The following is a 15,945-nucleotide window of genomic DNA, read 5'->3' on the forward strand; positions in this document are numbered from 1 at the left end:
GTGCGCCCCACCCGTGCACGGGACGGTCAGTAGTACCAGGGGAAACGAGACCAGTCCGGGGCGCGCTTCTCCAGGAAGGAGTCGCGGCCCTCGGCGGCCTCGTCGGTCATGTACGCCAGGCGGGTGGCCTCACCGGCGAAGACCTGCTGCCCGACCAGACCGTCGTCGATGAGGTTGAAGGAATACTTCAGCATCCGCTGCGCCGTCGGGCTCTTGCCATTGATCTTCCGGGCCCACTCGAGCGCGGTCCGCTCGAGGTCGGCGTGCGGTACGACGGCGTTGACCATGCCCATCCGGTGCGCCGCCTCGGCGTCGTACGTCTCCCCCAGGAAGAAGATCTCCCGGGCGAACTTCTGCCCGACCTGCCGGGCGAGGTACGCCGAGCCGAACCCGCCGTCGAAGCTGGCGACGTCCGCGTCGGTCTGCTTGAACCGCGCGTGCTCACGGCTGGCGAGGGTCAGGTCCGCGACGACGTGCAGGCTGTGCCCGCCGCCGGCCGCCCAGCCGGGCACGACGCAGATGACGACCTTGGGCATGAACCTGATCAGCCGCTGCACCTCCAGGATGTGCAGCCGGCCGGCGCGCGCGGGGTCGATGGTGTCGGCCGTCTCGCCTTCGGCGTACCGGTAGCCGTCGCGGCCCCGGATCCGCTGGTCGCCACCCGAGCAGAACGCCCACCCGCCGTCCTTGGGCGACGGGCCGTTCCCGGTGAGCAGCACGCATCCCACGTCGCTGGACATCCGGGCGTGGTCCAGCGCCCGGTACAGCTCGTCGACGGTGTTCGGCCGGAACGCGTTGCGGACCTCCGGCCGATCGAACGCGATGCGCACCGTGCCCTGGTCGACCGCGCGATGGTACGTGATGTCGGTGAAGTCGAAGCCCTCGACCGTCTTCCACGCGTCCGGGTCGAACAGCTCGGAGACCATGCGGTGTTCCCTTCCAGCCCGTCGGCGGCCCGCCGCCTGCAGGCGCCCGCTCTATTCAAGCGCCTCCGGCTCGCCGCCTCGCAGCCGGTTCCCTCGGATCCGCACGGTGAGATTGCATCACGACGGTGAGATCGCGTCTCGCCGCCCGCCTTTACACAGTAATTTAACTCTCAACGATGAGGGGTCGGCACCGGGCTAAGCTGATCGTCGTCATGAGCCGAAGCCTGCACGCCGTCGTCCTGCCACCCGGGCCCGCCCTGTTCCGCCGTCTCGAGGCGGCGCTCGACGGAAGCGGTCCGGCGATCTGCCCCCTCTCCCCGGAGCTGCCCGCTCCCGCGCTCGGCAGGTTGCTCGACGCGCTGCGTCCGACCTGGGTGGAGACCGACGCCGGGAGGCAGCGGTACGACTGCGGCGCCGGCTGCGCGCCGGGCCCCGCCGTGGCGGGTGACACCGCCGTGCTGATCGCCACGTCGGGGTCGACCGGTGCCCCGAAGGTCGTGGAGCTGTCGGCGGCCGCGCTCCGGCACTCGGCGTCGGCGACGCTCTCGCGGGTGGCCGCGCGGCCGGGCGAACGCTGGTTGTGCTGCCTTCCGCCCAGCCACATCGCCGGGGTCCAGGTGCTCGTGCGATCCCTGGTGGCCGGCACCGACCCGGTGATCCACCCGCGCTTCGACGTCGAACGGGTGGCCGGGTCCGGCGCCGCCCACCTCTCGGTGGTGCCCACCCAGCTGCGCCGTCTGCTCGACGCGGACGTCGACCTGGGCGGCTTCCGCTCGATCCTGCTCGGCGGGGCGGCGGCGTCCCCCGGACTGGTCGAGACGGCGCGCGCACGCGGCGCCCGGGTCTTCACGACGTACGGGATGAGCGAGACGTGCGGGGGCTGCGTCTACGACGGAGTCCCGCTCGACGGCGTCTCCGTCGACATCGGCGCCGACGGGCGCATCCGGCTGGCCGGGCCGGTGCTGTTCACCGGCTACCGGCTACGGCCCGACCTGACCGCCGCCGTACGCGACGGCGCCTGGTTCGTCACACAGGACCTCGGGGCCCTCGAGGACGGGCGGCTGCGCGTGCGCGGCCGGGCCGACGACGTGATCATCACCGGCGGGGAGAAGGTCGTGGCGGGCGAGGTCGCGGCGGTGCTGGCCCGCCATCACGCCGTTCGGGACGTCGCCGTCGTCGGCCGCGACGACCCCGAGTGGGGTGAACGCGTGACCGCCGTGATCGTCCCGGGCGACGACCCGCCCGGCCTGGAGGAGCTCCGCGCGTGGGTCCGCGCGGAGCTCCCCACGTACGCCGCACCGCGTCAGCTCGAGCTCGTCGAGGAGCTTCCGCTACTGCCCTCCGGCAAACCGGACCTGGAGCGCCTGCGCCGCGGTGCGTTCCGGGCGGACTAGAGCTGGTAGAAGTCGGTGTAGTGGTTCGGCGAGAACCAGACCACACCGCTGCTGCGGTTCACGACGATCCGGTACGCGTCACGGTGGGCGCCCTTCGCCCGCGAGTACACGTCGTACTCGTTGTAGGTGCCGTTGCTGGGCAGCTCGCCCTCCCGGTTGTCGAACCGCCCGCCGGTGTAGTTGTACTTCCCGTCCGGCCAGGAGTACCAGCCACTGCTCGTGGGGTAGCCCTTCGAGGCCCAGATCGAGCTGGCCGAGCGCGCGTCGGCGCACCGCGAGATCGTGCAGGAGTTGTAGACCGACGCGTGGGCGGGGATGGTGGTGACCACTCCGGTCACCGACGCGGCGGCGAACGTCACGGCGAGGCGCGTCGTCCAGGAGGAGCGGGGATTGCGGGTGTGCACGGAGCCTCCTTGTGAGGGGGACGGACACCGCCATGATCATTCCTCGCGGCCCGCCGATAAAGACCCCACGTACCAAGAAGGAGTGAATCTTCCGTTGCCTCATCGTCACGGAGGGGACACCGCGCCTGCCGGTGCTCGCGGTATCCGGATCATCGCCGGCGCCGCAACGCGTCTGGTCCACGGCCTCAGAGGGCTCCGCGCGTGGGTCCGCGCGGAGCCCTCTGGGTACGCCGTACCGCGGCGACTCGAACTCATCGAGGAGCTGCCGCTGCTCCCCTCCGGCGAACCCGACCTCGAGCGCCTGCACCGGAAGGGATCCCGGCTGGACTAGAGCTGGTAGAAGTCGGTGTAGTGGTTCGGCGAGAACCAGGTCATCTTGGTCTTGCGGTTCACGACGATCCGGAACGCGTCGCGGTGAGCGCCCTTCGCCCTCGGGTACACGTCATACTCGGAGTAGGTCGCGCCGCGGGGCAGCTCGCCCTCCCGGTTGTCGAACCGCCCGCCGGCGAAGTTGTACTTCTTTCCGACCGGCCAGCGGTTCCAGCCTCTGCGGGTCGGATAGCCCTTCGAGGCCCAGATCGAGCGTGCCGAGCGCGCGGCGGCGCACTGCTTCTTTGAGATCGTGCAGGACTTGTAGACCGACGCGTCGGCCGGGATGGTGCCGACCACGCCGGCCACGGAAGCGGTCGCCGCGAGTGTGACGGCGATCCGGCCGGGCCAGGAGGAGCGGGGGCGTAGGCGGATGTGCACGGAGCCTCCTTGCGAGGGTGCGGGGAACACGCCCTTAATGATCTTCGTTCGCGGCGCGCGGATAAAGATCTTCGTCAGGAAACAAAGTGAATTCTTCTGCTGACGCTTCGTCACCGCGGCCGACGACGGGGCCCCCGGGGACGCATGTGGCTGTCACGCGGTATCCCGATCATCGCCACCACCGGGAGCGTCTGATCGGCGAGGAGACCCGCCCGGCGTTGCGGGGCCACGGCACCGCGGGCCCGCGGCTCTGAGAGAATCCGTGACCGTGGTGGTACGCCCTGCATTCGCCCTGTTGGTGTTGATCGCCGTCGCGGGTTGCTCGAGTGAGCATCGTCCGGCGGCGCGGCCGAGCCGGCCGCTCGTGATCCCGACGCCGTCGCCCTCCCCCACCGGTAAGCCGCGCCCGGCCCGGCCCGGCACGGAGTGCGGGCAGGTGACGACCGTGACCGGCGGACGGGCCAAGGTTCAGGTCGTACGGGGGCGGACGACCTGTGTCGAGGCGATGCGGGTCTTCGAGAAGTACAACGACCCCGACACTCCGGCCGAGGGAACGGCGGGGCTGGTGGTCATCGGCCACTGGACCTGCGGGACGCGGGGTGGGATCACCACGTGCACGTCGAAGGTCGCGACGATCCGGACGCATTCCTGAGGTCGATGCGGTCCCGGTGACGGTCGAGGCCGGCGTGGCGTCGGTCACAGGGGAATGCGACGCGCCGGTCGGGCGTCATCGCAGGTGAGGACGTGCGCTGATAGCCTGCGGGGTTGGCGGGCGAGCGGGGCTCTGCGCCGTCTGGCGCGGCCGCGCATGAAGTTTTTCGCCCTGCGGGAACAACCTGGGCACAATCGCGCGTTTCAGCATAGAGCACGACGCAAAACGGACATCGCGTCCCGTACCGCTAGGAGATGAAGGGAGGGAGGTGTCCTCATGCCGCGAAACGCTGCTGCGACCATGCCCGCAGGGCCTACGCCTCTCGAGGAGCTTCTCGACCGTGGCCGTTCCCAGGGGCACCTCTCGCTGGACGAGGTGCGGTCGGCCTTTCAGGAAGCCGGTATCACCCCCACGCAGGGCCGCTCCATCATTCGCGAGCTGACCGACGCCGGAGTCCGGCTGGCCAGTGAGGACAAGGCCGAGGCCACATCCACCAAGAAAAAGGGTACGGCCACTGTCAAGAAGGCCAAGCCCTCTCGCGCCAAGAGCTCTGCCACGACCACCGGCGGCAAGACGAAGGCCACGGCGGCCAAGACCAAGACCGCCGAGACCGAGCCGAAGGCACCGGCCACGGAGGCCCCGGCCGAGCCCGACATGGTGGACACCCCGGCCAGCGAGCTGGAATCCGACGACTTCGAGATGGACGCCCCCACCGACCTGGACGACCAGTCCTCGGTCATGGGCGACTCGGTGCACACCTACCTCAAGGCCATCGGCCGCAGGCAGCTGCTCACCGCGGCCCAGGAGGTCGAACTCGCCAAGCGCATCGAGGCGGGACTGTACGCCGAGCACAAGCTGGAGACCGCCGGCAAGCTGTCCGACAGCGACCGCGAGGGCCTCGAGCTCGTCGCCGAGGACGGACGCCGGGCCAAGGCCCACATGCTGGAGGCGAACCTGCGGCTCGTGGTCTCGGTGGCGAAGAAGTACGCCGACCGCGGCCTGTCGCTGCTCGACGTCGTACAGGAGGGCAACCTCGGCCTGATCCGCGCGGTGGAGAAGTTCGACTACACCAAGGGGTACAAGTTCTCCACGTACGCGATGTGGTGGATCCGGCAGGCCATCCAGCGCGGCTTCGCCGACTCCGCCCGCACGATCCGGCTGCCCGTCCACGTCCTGGAGATGCTGAGCAAGCTCAGCCGGGTCGAGCGGGACATGCATCAGCGTCTCGGCCGCGAGCCGACTCCGGAGGAGCTGGCCGTGGAGCTCGACAAGAGCCCCGCCCAGGTCCAGGAGCTGCTGCGGACGAGCCGTCAGCCGATCAGTCTCGACTCGACGATCGGCGAGGACGGTGAGACCCGCATCGGCGACCTCATCGAGGACACCGACAGCCCGGAGGCGTCCGAGCTGGTCGACCGGCAGCTGATGGCCGACCAACTGCGCCGGGCGCTGTCCGTGCTCTCTCCGCGCGAGGAGAAGATCATGGCGATGCGGTTCGGGCTGTACGACGGCACGCCCCGCACGCTCGACGAGATCGGCAAGCACCTCGGGCTGACCCGCGAGCGGATCCGCCAGCTTGAGAAGGAGTCGCTGTCCAAGTTGCGGCACCCGAGCAACGCCCAGCCGCTGCTCGACTTCGCCAGCTGAGCGGACCGACCCGACCGCACCAGGGCCCGCCGGGAGCACCGCTCCCGGCGGGCCCTCGCGTTCTCGCCGGCGACGGCATGATCAGTCCGCCGGGCGGGGTGGCACGGCCGCGTGTTCACACAGGCGCTCCTGCTCATGGGCGGCGCAGGCCTCGCGGCCGCGGCGTCGGTCCTGCCGGGCAACACCACCTCCGGCTACACCGCCACCCTCACCCTCCCGGCCTGGACCGCCGCCCACGGCGTGCGACCGGCCGGCGAGGACACGCTCCCGGCGAGCCGTCGCACCGCTGCCCGGTCCTCAGGGGATGAGGACCGGGCGGCCGCGCACGCCGCCCTTCTCCAGGAGCCGGTGAGCGGTGGCCACGTCCGCCAGCGGGAACGTGCCCGCGACCCGCGGCGTGACGCGCCCGTCGGCGGCGAGCAGGGCCAGCTCGGCCAGGCGCGGTCCGTCCGCGCTGATCCACACGTTGGCGACCCGGGTGCCGCGCAGCGGGACCGGGGCCGCCCCACCGACGACGGCGGCGAACGCCCCGCCGTTCCGTACCGCCTCCAGCGCGGCGGGCCCCACGACGGCCGCGTCCAGTGCGGCGTCGACGCCGCCGGGCACGGCCGAGCGGACGGCCGCCGACAGCTCGCGCGTGCGGGGCACGAAGATCTCGGCGCCCAGGCCGCGGACGAGTTCCTCATCCTGCGCGCCAGCGACCGCGACGACGCGGATCCCGCGCAGCGCCGCCAGCTCGGTGGCGAACCCGCCCACGGCGCCTGCCGCGCCGGTGACCAGCAAGGTCTGCCCGGCCCGCAGGTCGAGGAAGTCCAGGGACTGGTCGGCGGTGAGGACGTTCAGCGGGAGGGTGGCCGCCGCCTCCGGTGACAGCCCGGCCGGCGTTCGCGCCACCGCGGGCGCGTCCAGGACGACCTGCTCGGCGTGCGTACCCAGGGCGACGTCGAGCCGGTCGGACAGCCCGATGACCTCGTCCCCCGGCGAGAACCCGGCCACGGCCGGGCCGACCGCGTCGACGACACCGGCGACGTCCCAGCCGAGACCGGTCACGTCCCGGGGCGCCATGAGCCCGCCCTGGACGAGATGCCCGGCCCGGGTGGCCAGGTCCACGGGGTTGACGGCGGCGGCGCGGACGCGGATGCGGACCTGCCCTGGGCCCGGCTCGGGGACCGGGACCTCGGCGAGCTCCAGGACCTCCGGACCTCCGTAGGAACGAACGATGACCGCGCGCATGGTGTGGTCCTCTCTGCGTGCGTGGATCGGCATGACACGGCGAACCTACGGGCTGCTACTCTCCATCGGTAAGTACGTACCCAGAAGTGCGTAACGGACCAATGGGAGCGCCATGCCCACCCAGACCGCCGCCCAGCGACGGGCCGAGGCCCGCGCCGCCTATGACGCGTACATGGCCGCCTGCCCCGCTCGTGACCTGCTGGACCGGATCAGCGACAAGTGGGTCACCCTGATCCTCAACGCGCTCGCCGACGGCCCGCGGCGCTACAGCGACCTGGGCCGGACCATCGCGGGTGTGAGCCAGAAGATGCTCACCCAGACGCTGCGCGCGCTCGAACGGGACGGGATGGTGACCCGCACCGTCACCCCGTCCGTGCCGGTCCGCGTCGACTACGAGCTGACCCCGCTCGGCGTGAGCCTGCTGCCGCTGGTCCAGGCGGCCAAGGCGTGGGCCGAGACGCACATCGAGGAGGTGCACACCGCCCGCGCGGCCTACGACGCCACCGGGGACAATGGGCGACCGTGAGTCCCCGCATCGAAATCCACTGGCCGACCGAAGCCGACGAGCGCCTGCGCGCCGGCGTACACCGCATGATCCACTCCGTCGTCGAGCTCGGTGGGGCCGTCGGCTGGCTGACCCCGCCCGACCGGGCGGAGACCGACCGATGGCTGGACGAGGTCCTCGACCGCGCCCGGGCCGGCGACGCCGCCCTGGCTCTCGCCATCCTCGACGGCGAGGTGGCCGCCGGCGGCCTGTGGCGGCGCGGCGCCACCGACGTCTTCCGCCATCAGGCGGAGGTGCAGAAGGTCATGGCCCACCCGATGGCGCGTGGGCTCGGGCTCGGCCGGCTCGTCCTGGAGGCGCTCATCGACGACGCCCGCACGAACGGCATCGAGGTTCTGATCCTGGGTGCGCGGGGCAACAACCACGGCGCGATCGAGCTGTACGAGCGGCTCGGCTTCCGCGAGTGGGGCCGGTTGCCGAACGCCATCGAGGTGGGCGACGAGCGCTACGACGACGTGAAGATGTTCCTCGAGCTGGGACGACCGCCGCACGTCATCCTGCGCGGCTCGCCGCCCGACGGTCCCGGCTCGTCTCCCCGGCGAAGGCGGCCGTGACCGCCAGGCGCTCTGTCCTGTCAGGTCGGTGACGCGACCGACCCACACGACACTCTCCTCGGGGAGGACCGACGGTTCCAGGTCTTCGACGTGGTTTCCGTGGGATTCCTCCCGGCTCTGGCCCTCGGCGGCTCGTGATCGTAGTCTGCCGTACGCGAACCGTGACATCGCGCCGGCGCTCGCCGCCAGCGGATCTGAACGCATCATCGGAGAAGGCCATGACCGACCCTCGACCTGCCACCGCCCCCGCCGACGCTTCCTCGGGCGGCTGCCCCGCCCACTCCGGCGCCGTGCCCCTGTACGGGCCGAGATTTCTGCGGAATCCGTCGGAGTTGTACCGCGAGATGCGGCAGGAGCACGGATCGGTCGTTCCCGTGGTGATCGAGGGCGACATCCCCGCCTGGTTCGTGATCGACTACCGGGAGGTCCGTCACGTGCTGAGCAACCCGGACATCTTCGCCCGCGACTCCCGCCGCTGGAACGAATGGGACAACATCCCGCCCGACTGGCCGCTGATGCCGTTCGTCGGCTACCAGCCCTCCACATTGTTCGCGGAAGGCGACGATCATCGGCGCCGGGCGGGTGCGATCAGCGACGGCCTGTTCGACGTCGACCAGTTCGACCTGCGGAACCAGTCCGAGAGGATCGCGGACGACCTGATCGACACGTTCGCCGCTTCGGGTGGGGCCGACCTGATGGCCCAGTACGCGCACCCGCTGCCGCTACTCGCCGTCGCCAAGATCTTCGGTCTGCCGGAGGCGGAGACACCGGGCCTGCTGCGGGACATGATGACCACGGTCAACGGAGACGAGGGCGCGCTCGAGGCGTACCAGGGCATCGTCGCGACGATGCAACGGTTGGTGGCGCACAAGCGCGAGCATCCGGGCTCGGACTTCGTCACGCGCGTGCTGAACCATCCCGCCGGCCTGACGGAAGACGAGTTCATCTCCGACTTGGTCCTGGTGATGACCGCCGCCCAGCAGCCGATGGCGTACTGGATCGGCAACACCGTCCGGCTGATGCTGACCGACGACCGGTTCTCCATGAACATCTCGGGTGGCCGCCGCAGTGTCGGCCAGGCGCTCAACGAGGTGTTGTGGGAGGACACCCCCACGCAGAACTACCTGGGCCGCTGGGCCGCCCGGCCGGTGCAACTCGGCGGACGGCAGATCAACACCGGTGACCTGCTCGTCCTGGGCCTGGCGGCGGCCAACAGCGACCCGCAGGTCCGCCCCGCGTCCGAGGTCGCGACCGGTAACCAGGCCATGATGTCGTTCAGCTACGGCGAGCACCGGTGTCCGATTCCGGCACCGGAGCTCGCCGAGGTGATCTGCCAGGCCGCGGTCGAGGTGCTCCTCGACCGGCTTCCGGACCTCCGGCTGGCGGTGCACGCCGAGGACCTGGAGTGGTCGCCGTCCGTCTGGATGCGCGGCCTGGTCTCCCTGCCGGTGAGATTCACCCCGACGTACGTCTCCGTCTGATCAACCAGTGGCGCTCGGCTCCGTCACCGCGGCGCCGGCCGCCACCGGCCGGAACGCCAGGGGAAGCGTCACGAGGCCGCGGGTGAACACCCCCTGCTCGGTCGGCGCGGCCCCGTCCCGGAACGCGATGTCGTCCATGGCGTCCAGCAACTGGTTCGCCGCCACCTCCACCTCGGTCTTGGCCAGCATGGCGCCGACGCAGAAGTGACGCCCGAGGGCGAAGGCCACGTGGTCCGCCGCCGCGGAGAACGCGGTCGAGGCCGCCAGGTCGTCGCGGAAGACGTCGAACACGTCCGGACGGGAATAGCGCCGGGGGTCGCGGTTGGCGGCGCCGACCGCGCACACGACGGTGCCGCCGGCGGGCACGGTGCCGCCGCTGAGCGTGACGTCCTCGGCCACCTGGCGGATGACCATGTGCACCGGCGGGGTGTACCGCAGCGTCTCGGCGAACGCCTTCGGAATGAGCGTGCGGTCGCGGCGTACGGCGGCGAGCTGGTCGGGGTGCTCGAGGAGGTTACGGAAGAGGCTGGAAATGGCACGGTCGGTGGTCTCGCCGCCCGCGGCGAGCAGCAGGCTGCAGAAGGCACGGATGTCGTCGTCGGTCATCTTGGTGCCGTCGATCTCGGCGGCGCAGAGCGTCGACAGCAGATCGTCCCCTGGGTTCGCCCGGCGCTCCTGAATGATCGGAATGAGGTACTCGCCCAGCTCCCGGCGGGTCCGCTCACCGGCCGCCGCCACTTCCGGGTCGCCCGCCAGGTTGCCGAAGACCGCGATGATGGCGGTGTACCACCGGTGGAACCGGTCGTGATCCGCCGTGTCCAGGCCGAGCATGTCGGCGATGACGTTGATCGGGAACCGGGTGGTGAATTCCGCGACCAGATCGACGGTTCCACGGTCGGCGAAACGCTCGATCAGGTCGCGGGAGTTGCGCTCGATGACCGGCAGGAATTTCTCCTGGAGTTCGTTTCCGCGGAACGCCGGTGCCACCAGCGCGCGGTGCACGGCGTGCTCCCGGCCGCTCATCTGCAGAATGGTCCGCCCATGCACGGGCTCGAGCTGCCACTCGTAGTTGTCGGTGGTGAAGACCGGGTCCCGGAAGGCGCGTTGCACGTCCTCATAGCGTGAGATGACGTAACCGCCGCTCGACTCCTGCCTGATCAATGGAGATTCTTCCAGCATCATGCGGTAGACCGAATACGGGTCTGCGGCGAATTCCGGGGACAGGATGTCGGGCACCACTGATGGCGTGGCCATGAACGCGCTCCTCGATCGGCGGCCAATACCGGTCAAGGCTACGTAGAGGTTTCTGTCAGGTCCATACCCGCGCCAGCGGGCGCAAAGGGCGCCGACTCACCTCACCCGCGCCAGCGGGCGCGGAGGGCGCCGACTCACCTCACCCGGGTCGGCGGGCACGAAGGTCCCCGACTCACCTCACCCGGCGCGGCTGACCGCCCGGCGGTCCCGGCTTCGCGCCTCGGCCGCCATCGCCTCGTCGTAACGGCGGAGGACGACCCGCGCCAGCGCGTCGTGCACGCCCAGGGGCGGTGCGACCACGTCGGCACCGGCGGCCGCCAGGCGGTCGTGGAAGTGGCCGGGGGCCAGCAGGTAGGACGCGACCGCGATCCGGCGGGCGCCCTGGGCGCGCAGTCCGCGGACCACCTCGGTCAGATCGGGTCCGGCGCCGGCCGCGAGGCCGTACGCCACGGGGCGGCGCAGGCGGCGGCCCAGCAGGTGCGCGGCGGACGCGGCGTCGGCCAGTCCCTCCGGGCTGGAGGTGCCGGCCGCGCCCAGCACGACCGCGTCGGCGTACCGGCCCGTCCCCAGCCGGTCTACGAGGGCTCCGGCGAGCAGCGGATGCGGTCCCAAAGGCCCCGCGACGGTGACGTCGGGGCCGACGCGGCCCGGAATGTCGATCAGGGCGTGGTAGCCGCGACCGAGCATGAGCGGCACGGCGACCACCGGACCCGCGACCACCGGACCCGCGACCACTGAACTCGCGACCACCGGACTCGCGACCACCGGGCCCGAGACGGCCGGGAACACCGTCAGCGCGTCCTCCAGGGACGGCGCGGTGATCTCGGCGTAGGACTCGATGACGGTCAGGCCGGGGCGCAGGGCGCGCACCCGGTCGAGCAGGGCCCGGATCACGGCGACTCCGGCGGGGTCCCGGGTGCCGTGCCCGACGGCGAGCAGCGTCATACCGGCTCCGGGGCGCCGGCGAACGGGGCCCGCTCGGTGCGGAGCGGGTCGCAGGCCAGCCGGTAGCCGCGTTTCACCACGGTCTCGACGAGCCCGTTGCGGCCCAGACCCCGGCGCAGCCGGGCCACCGCCATCTCGACGGCGTGCTCGTCCGGATGCGGGCGTCCCTGGCTCGTTCCACCCGGCAGGGACCGGCTGGGCAGCACCGTGCACAGCTCGGCGCGCGAGACGACGTGCCCGGGCCGGCGGGCGAGGGCGCGCAGGATCGCCATCGGGGCGGGCGCGATCGGTCTGAGCTGCCCGTCGATCACCACGGCGTGTCCGCGCAGTTCGAGGGCGTGGCCGTTCACGGCGATCCGCCTCGACCGCCGGACGGGCAGCTCGGCGGCGAGCGCCCGGACCAGGGCGCCGAGGCGGGCGCGCTCGGGGCGTACCGTCGCCACGCCCCGCGCCTCCAGCGACGCGGCGGTGACCGGCCCGACGCAGGCGGCGACGACCTGGGTGCGCAGGGCCTCGAGCAGGAGGTCTTCGAGGGTGTCCTCGGCCGCGACGGCCAGGGTCGCCGACACCGCGGGCGCGCTCGTGAACGTGATCGCGTCGACGGTGCCGGCGACCGCCTGCCCGACCAGTCGGCGCAGCGGCGTCGGATCGTCCGTACGGGACCAGCGGTACACCGGGATCTCCACGACCTCGGCGCCCGCGCGGCGGAGCGCGCTCGTCAGGTGGGGCGTCGGTTCGCCGTACAGCTGGACCGCGATGCGGCGCCCCCTGAGGTCCTCCTCCAGGAGGTGGCGGAGGACCTCGTCGCAGTTCTCCGACTCCGGCGACCACTCCTCGGCCATCCCGGCGGCGCGCACGGCTCCGCGGGCCTTCGGCCCCCGGGCCAGGATGCGCACGTCGCCGAGCCGTTTGATCAGGTCGTCGCGCAGCCCCCAGCCGTCCGCCGTCTCCAGCCACGCGCGGAAGCCGATGCCGGTGGTGACGACCACGTCGTCGACCGGGTCCGCGAGGATGTCGCGGGTCGCGTCGAGCAGCTCGGCGTCATCGGCGAGCGGCACCAACCGGATCGCGGGGGCGTACACGACGCGGGCGCCCTTGCGCTCCAGCAGCGCGGACAGCTCCTCGTGACGGCGCGCCGCCGTGACGCCCACCGTGAATCCGGCCAGTGGCTCGTCCTTCACGACTCGGCCACCTCCACGCGGCCGCCGCTACGCCGTATTCGGTAGGTCCGCACCGAGACCTCCGGCTCGTCCAGGCAGCGGCCGGTGGTCAGGTCGAACACCTGCTTGTACATCGGGGACGCCACGGTGGGCTGCCCGCCGCGGCATCCGACGATCCCCCACGCCAGGACGTTCGCCCCGCTGAACGGGTCGTGACTCGACAGCGCGTACAGCTCGCCGTCGTGCGTGCGGAAGATCGCGACCTGGGTGCCGCCGACGAGCGCGCAGACGCCGCGCTCGGGCTGCAGGTCGTCGTAGTCGCACACCGTGGTCCAGCGTGTCGCGGTCAGCGTGCCGGTGCCCGCCGGCGCCTCACAGATCTCGGTCATCGAATGCTCCCTTCACTCCGTGATCTCCGGACGTGCCCCTGCCTCGGTCACGGGGTCACCTCCGCCATGGCCGGCTTGATCTGGTCGCGCTCGGGTTCGAAGACGATGCTCGGATCGGGCGTACCCGGCGCGTTGACGAACGAGACGAAGCGGCGCAGCTTGTCGGGGTCCTCGAGAATCGCCCGCCACTCGTCGGAGTAGTCCTCCACGTGCCGCTCCATCGCGGCGTCCAGCTCCGCGCAGATGCCGAGGCTGTCCTCGGTGATCACTTCGCGCAGGTAGTCGAGGCCGCCGTCGAGGCTCTCCATCCAGGACGCGGTGCGCTGCAGCCGGTCGGCGGTGCGGATGTAGAACATCAGGAACCGGTCGATGTAGCGGATCAGCGTGTCCTCGTCCAGGTCACTGGCGAACAGGTCCGCGTGACGCGGCCGCATCCCGCCGTTGCCGCCGACGTAGAGGTTCCAGCCCTTCTCGGTGGCGATGACCCCGAAGTCCTTGCTCTGGGCCTCGGCGCACTCGCGGGCGCACCCGGACACCGCCGACTTGATCTTGTGCGGGGCGCGCAGGCCGCGATAGCGCAGCTCGAGGCGGATCGCCAGGCCGACCGAGTCCTGGACGCCGTACCGGCACCACGTCGAGCCGACGCAGGACTTCACCGTGCGCAGCGCCTTGCCGTACGCGTGGCCGGATTCGAAGCCGGCATCGATCAGCTTCTTCCAGATGTGCGGAAGCTGCTCGACACGGGCCCCGAACAGGTCGATCCGCTGCCCGCCGGTGATCTTGGTGTAGAGGCCGAACTCCCGGGCGACCTCGCCGATGACGATCAACCGCTCCGGCGTGATCTCACCGCCGGGGATGCGGGGCACGACCGAGTAGGTGCCGTTCTTCTGCATGTTGGCGAGGAACCGGTCGTTGGTGTCCTGCAGGCCGGCCTGCTCGCCGTCGAGGATGTGGCCGTTGCCGAGGCTGGCCAGGATCGAGGCGACCGCCGGCTTGCAGATGTCGCAGCCGCGCCCGCGCCCGTGCTCGGTGATCAGCTGGGAGAAGGTCGTGATGCCGCACACCCGGATGATGTCGAACAGCTCCGCGCGGCTGTGGTCGAAGTGCTCGCACAGCGCCTTGCTGACCTCGATGCCCGCAGCGGTCAGCTCCGCGTCGAGGATCTTCTTCACCAGCGGCACGCAGCTGCCGCAGCCGGTGCCGGCCCTCGTGCACGACTTCACGGCCCCGACGTCGGTGAGCTGCTCGTCGGCGATCGCGCAGCGGATGGCCCCGGCCGTCACGTTGTTGCAGCTGCAGATGACCGTCGACTCCGGCAGCGCGCCGCCCGCCGCCTCGGTGCCGCCGAACAGCGCCTGCTCGGGTGTCCCGGGCAGCTTCGCGCCGATGAACGCGCGGAGCGTCGGGTACGACGACGCGTCGCCGACGAGCACGCCGCCAAGGAGGGTCTGCGCGTCGTCGCTGACGACGAGGCGCTTGTAGATCCCGGCGACCGGGTCGGTGTAGATCACGTCGAGGGCGTCGGCGGACGGGTCGCCGAAGCTGGCGACGTCGACGCCCATGAGCTTGAGCTGGGTCGACAGGTCGGCGCCGGTGAACCGCGCCTCCCCGTCCAGGAGCCGGTCCGCGACGACCTCGGCCATGGTGAAGCACGGCCCGACCAGGCCGTAGACCATGCCGCCGATGAGCGCGCACTCGCCGATCGCGAAGATGCGGGGATCCTCGGTTCGGCAGGTGTCGTCGACGACGATGCCGCCGCGCTCCCCCACCGCCAGACCCGCCGCGCGGGCGAGGTCGTCGCGCGGCCGGATTCCCGCCGAGAAGACGACCACGCCGGCGTCCAGGACGACGTCCCCGGCGAGGTGCATGGCGCCGGGCTCGATGCGCTCGATTCCGGCGCCGATGTGCACGGTCATGCCGAGGGCCTCGATGTGGCGGCGCAGCATCGCGCCGCCGCCCTCGTCGAGCTGACGCGGCATCAGCCAGGGCGCCACCTCGACGACGTGGGTGTCCAGGCCGAGCCCTTGCAGCGCGCGGGCGGCCTCCAGGCCGAGCAGTCCGCCGCCGACGACCACACCGGCCCGCGGCCTTGACATAGTAAGGTCGACGCTTTCAGCCGAGGAACTTCCGGCCGCGGCGCGCAGCGCGTCCAGGTCCTCGATCGTCCGGTAGACGAAGGCGTGCTCGGCGCCGGGCACCGGCGGCACGAACGGCACCGACCCCGTGGCCAGCACCAGCGCGTCGTACGGCAGGGTCTCCCCCGCGTCCGTGGTGACGATGCGCGCGGTCCGGTCGATCGCGGCGACCCGCTCCCCGGTCCGTACGGTCACGCTCTCGTCGTGGGCCGGGTAGCCGAGATCGGCGTCCTCGGTGAGGTAGGAGGTCAGCGCCACCCGGTCGTACGCCGTACGGGGCTCCTCGCCCACCACGGTGATCTGCCACCGGTCGGCGGAGTCGCGCTCCCGCAGCGCCTCGACGAGGCGATGTGCCGCCGGACCGTGCCCTACGACGACAAGACGGCCAGTCATCCGATTCAATCCTCCCCGACGCGCTTGACCTCGATCTTGACGATCAGGCGTTTCGCGTCTGCGTCC

The 15,945-nt window shown here is 71.4% G+C and carries 16 protein-coding genes; 7 read left to right on the top strand and 9 right to left on the bottom strand.

Annotated elements, in window-relative coordinates; all coding sequences use genetic code 11:
• Positions 1-26: 26 nt before the first annotated feature.
• The gene (locus ACQP2O_RS29505; RefSeq protein ID WP_433170638.1) at positions 27-926 is read right to left on the bottom strand and encodes a 1,4-dihydroxy-2-naphthoyl-CoA synthase; all 900 of its coding nucleotides are present in this window, start codon (positions 924-926) and stop codon (positions 27-29) included.
• Positions 927-1,138: 212 nt separating this feature from the next.
• On the opposite strand from ACQP2O_RS29505, the gene ACQP2O_RS29510 reads away from it, so the two are divergent.
• Positions 1,139-2,320, top strand: a complete 1,182-nt coding sequence (locus ACQP2O_RS29510; RefSeq protein ID WP_433170641.1) for an AMP-binding protein — start codon at positions 1,139-1,141, stop codon at positions 2,318-2,320.
• On the opposite strand, the gene ACQP2O_RS29515 is transcribed toward ACQP2O_RS29510, so the two are convergent.
• Positions 2,317-2,724 carry a ribonuclease domain-containing protein gene (locus tag ACQP2O_RS29515; RefSeq protein ID WP_433170643.1) on the bottom strand — a complete coding sequence of 136 codons (408 nt, stop codon included), beginning with the start codon at positions 2,722-2,724 and terminating at the stop codon, positions 2,317-2,319. The two genes, ACQP2O_RS29510 and ACQP2O_RS29515, sit on opposite strands and share 4 nt — an antisense overlap.
• A 94-nt stretch (positions 2,725-2,818) precedes the next feature.
• On the opposite strand from ACQP2O_RS29515, the gene ACQP2O_RS29520 reads away from it, so the two are divergent.
• Entirely contained in the window at positions 2,819-3,055 is a 237-nt protein-coding gene (locus tag ACQP2O_RS29520; protein WP_433170645.1) for a hypothetical protein, read from the top strand.
• Here ACQP2O_RS29520 and ACQP2O_RS29525 read toward each other — a convergent pair.
• Entirely contained in the window at positions 3,052-3,474 is a 423-nt protein-coding gene (locus tag ACQP2O_RS29525) for a ribonuclease domain-containing protein (protein WP_433170647.1), read from the bottom strand. The genes ACQP2O_RS29520 and ACQP2O_RS29525 overlap by 4 nt on opposite strands.
• Before the next feature lie 436 nt (positions 3,475-3,910).
• Between ACQP2O_RS29525 and ACQP2O_RS29530 the strand changes: the two genes are divergently transcribed.
• Positions 3,911-4,126 carry a hypothetical protein gene (locus ACQP2O_RS29530; protein WP_433170649.1) on the top strand — a complete coding sequence of 72 codons (216 nt, stop codon included), beginning with the start codon at positions 3,911-3,913 and terminating at the stop codon, positions 4,124-4,126.
• Positions 4,127-4,402: 276 nt separating this feature from the next.
• Positions 4,403-5,770: an RNA polymerase sigma factor gene (locus ACQP2O_RS29535; protein WP_433170651.1), complete on the top strand. Its 1,368-nt coding sequence runs from the start codon at positions 4,403-4,405 to the stop codon at positions 5,768-5,770.
• Between the two features lie 297 nt (positions 5,771-6,067).
• Here ACQP2O_RS29535 and ACQP2O_RS29540 read toward each other — a convergent pair whose 3' ends face one another.
• Entirely contained in the window at positions 6,068-7,003 is a 936-nt protein-coding gene (locus ACQP2O_RS29540) for an NADP-dependent oxidoreductase (protein ID WP_433170653.1), read from the bottom strand.
• Between the two features lie 112 nt (positions 7,004-7,115).
• Here ACQP2O_RS29540 and ACQP2O_RS29545 point away from each other — a divergent pair, with 112 nt between their 5' ends.
• The 3 genes from ACQP2O_RS29545 (at position 7,116) to ACQP2O_RS29555 (ending at position 9,603) form a co-directional block, all read left to right on the top strand.
• Positions 7,116-7,529 carry a winged helix-turn-helix transcriptional regulator gene (locus ACQP2O_RS29545; protein WP_433170655.1) on the top strand — a complete coding sequence of 138 codons (414 nt, stop codon included), beginning with the start codon at positions 7,116-7,118 and terminating at the stop codon, positions 7,527-7,529.
• Entirely contained in the window at positions 7,526-8,122 is a 597-nt protein-coding gene (locus ACQP2O_RS29550) for an N-acetyltransferase family protein (RefSeq protein ID WP_433170657.1), read from the top strand. Before ACQP2O_RS29545 ends, ACQP2O_RS29550 begins: the two co-directional genes overlap by 4 nt.
• Positions 8,123-8,340: 218 nt before the next feature.
• Complete coding sequence (locus ACQP2O_RS29555; protein WP_433170659.1) at positions 8,341-9,603, top strand: cytochrome P450; 1,263 nt, start codon at positions 8,341-8,343, stop codon at positions 9,601-9,603.
• Here ACQP2O_RS29555 and ACQP2O_RS29560 read toward each other — a convergent pair whose 3' ends face one another.
• The 5 genes from ACQP2O_RS29560 to nirB all read right to left on the bottom strand — a co-directional run bounded on the left by ACQP2O_RS29560 (position 9,604) and on the right by nirB (position 15,879).
• Complete coding sequence (locus ACQP2O_RS29560; protein WP_433170661.1) at positions 9,604-10,857, bottom strand: cytochrome P450; 1,254 nt, start codon at positions 10,855-10,857, stop codon at positions 9,604-9,606.
• A 177-nt stretch (positions 10,858-11,034) separates the two neighbouring features.
• Complete coding sequence (locus ACQP2O_RS29565) at positions 11,035-11,802, bottom strand: sirohydrochlorin chelatase (protein WP_433170663.1); 768 nt, start codon at positions 11,800-11,802, stop codon at positions 11,035-11,037.
• On the bottom strand, positions 11,799-12,983 hold the full coding sequence (locus ACQP2O_RS29570) for a uroporphyrinogen-III synthase (RefSeq protein ID WP_433170666.1): 1,185 nt from the start codon (positions 12,981-12,983) through the stop codon (positions 11,799-11,801). Before ACQP2O_RS29570 ends, ACQP2O_RS29565 begins: the two co-directional genes overlap by 4 nt.
• Complete coding sequence (nirD, locus tag ACQP2O_RS29575; RefSeq protein ID WP_433170668.1) at positions 12,980-13,351, bottom strand: nitrite reductase small subunit NirD; 372 nt, start codon at positions 13,349-13,351, stop codon at positions 12,980-12,982. Before nirD ends, ACQP2O_RS29570 begins: the two co-directional genes overlap by 4 nt.
• Before the next feature lie 47 nt (positions 13,352-13,398).
• Entirely contained in the window at positions 13,399-15,879 is a 2,481-nt protein-coding gene (gene nirB / locus ACQP2O_RS29580) for a nitrite reductase large subunit NirB (RefSeq protein ID WP_433170669.1), read from the bottom strand.
• Positions 15,880-15,945: the final 66 nt, after the last annotated feature.

The sequence above is a fragment of the Actinoallomurus sp. CA-150999 genome (genome assembly GCF_050942425.1).
Lineage (GTDB): Bacteria > Actinomycetota > Actinomycetes > Streptosporangiales > Streptosporangiaceae > Actinoallomurus.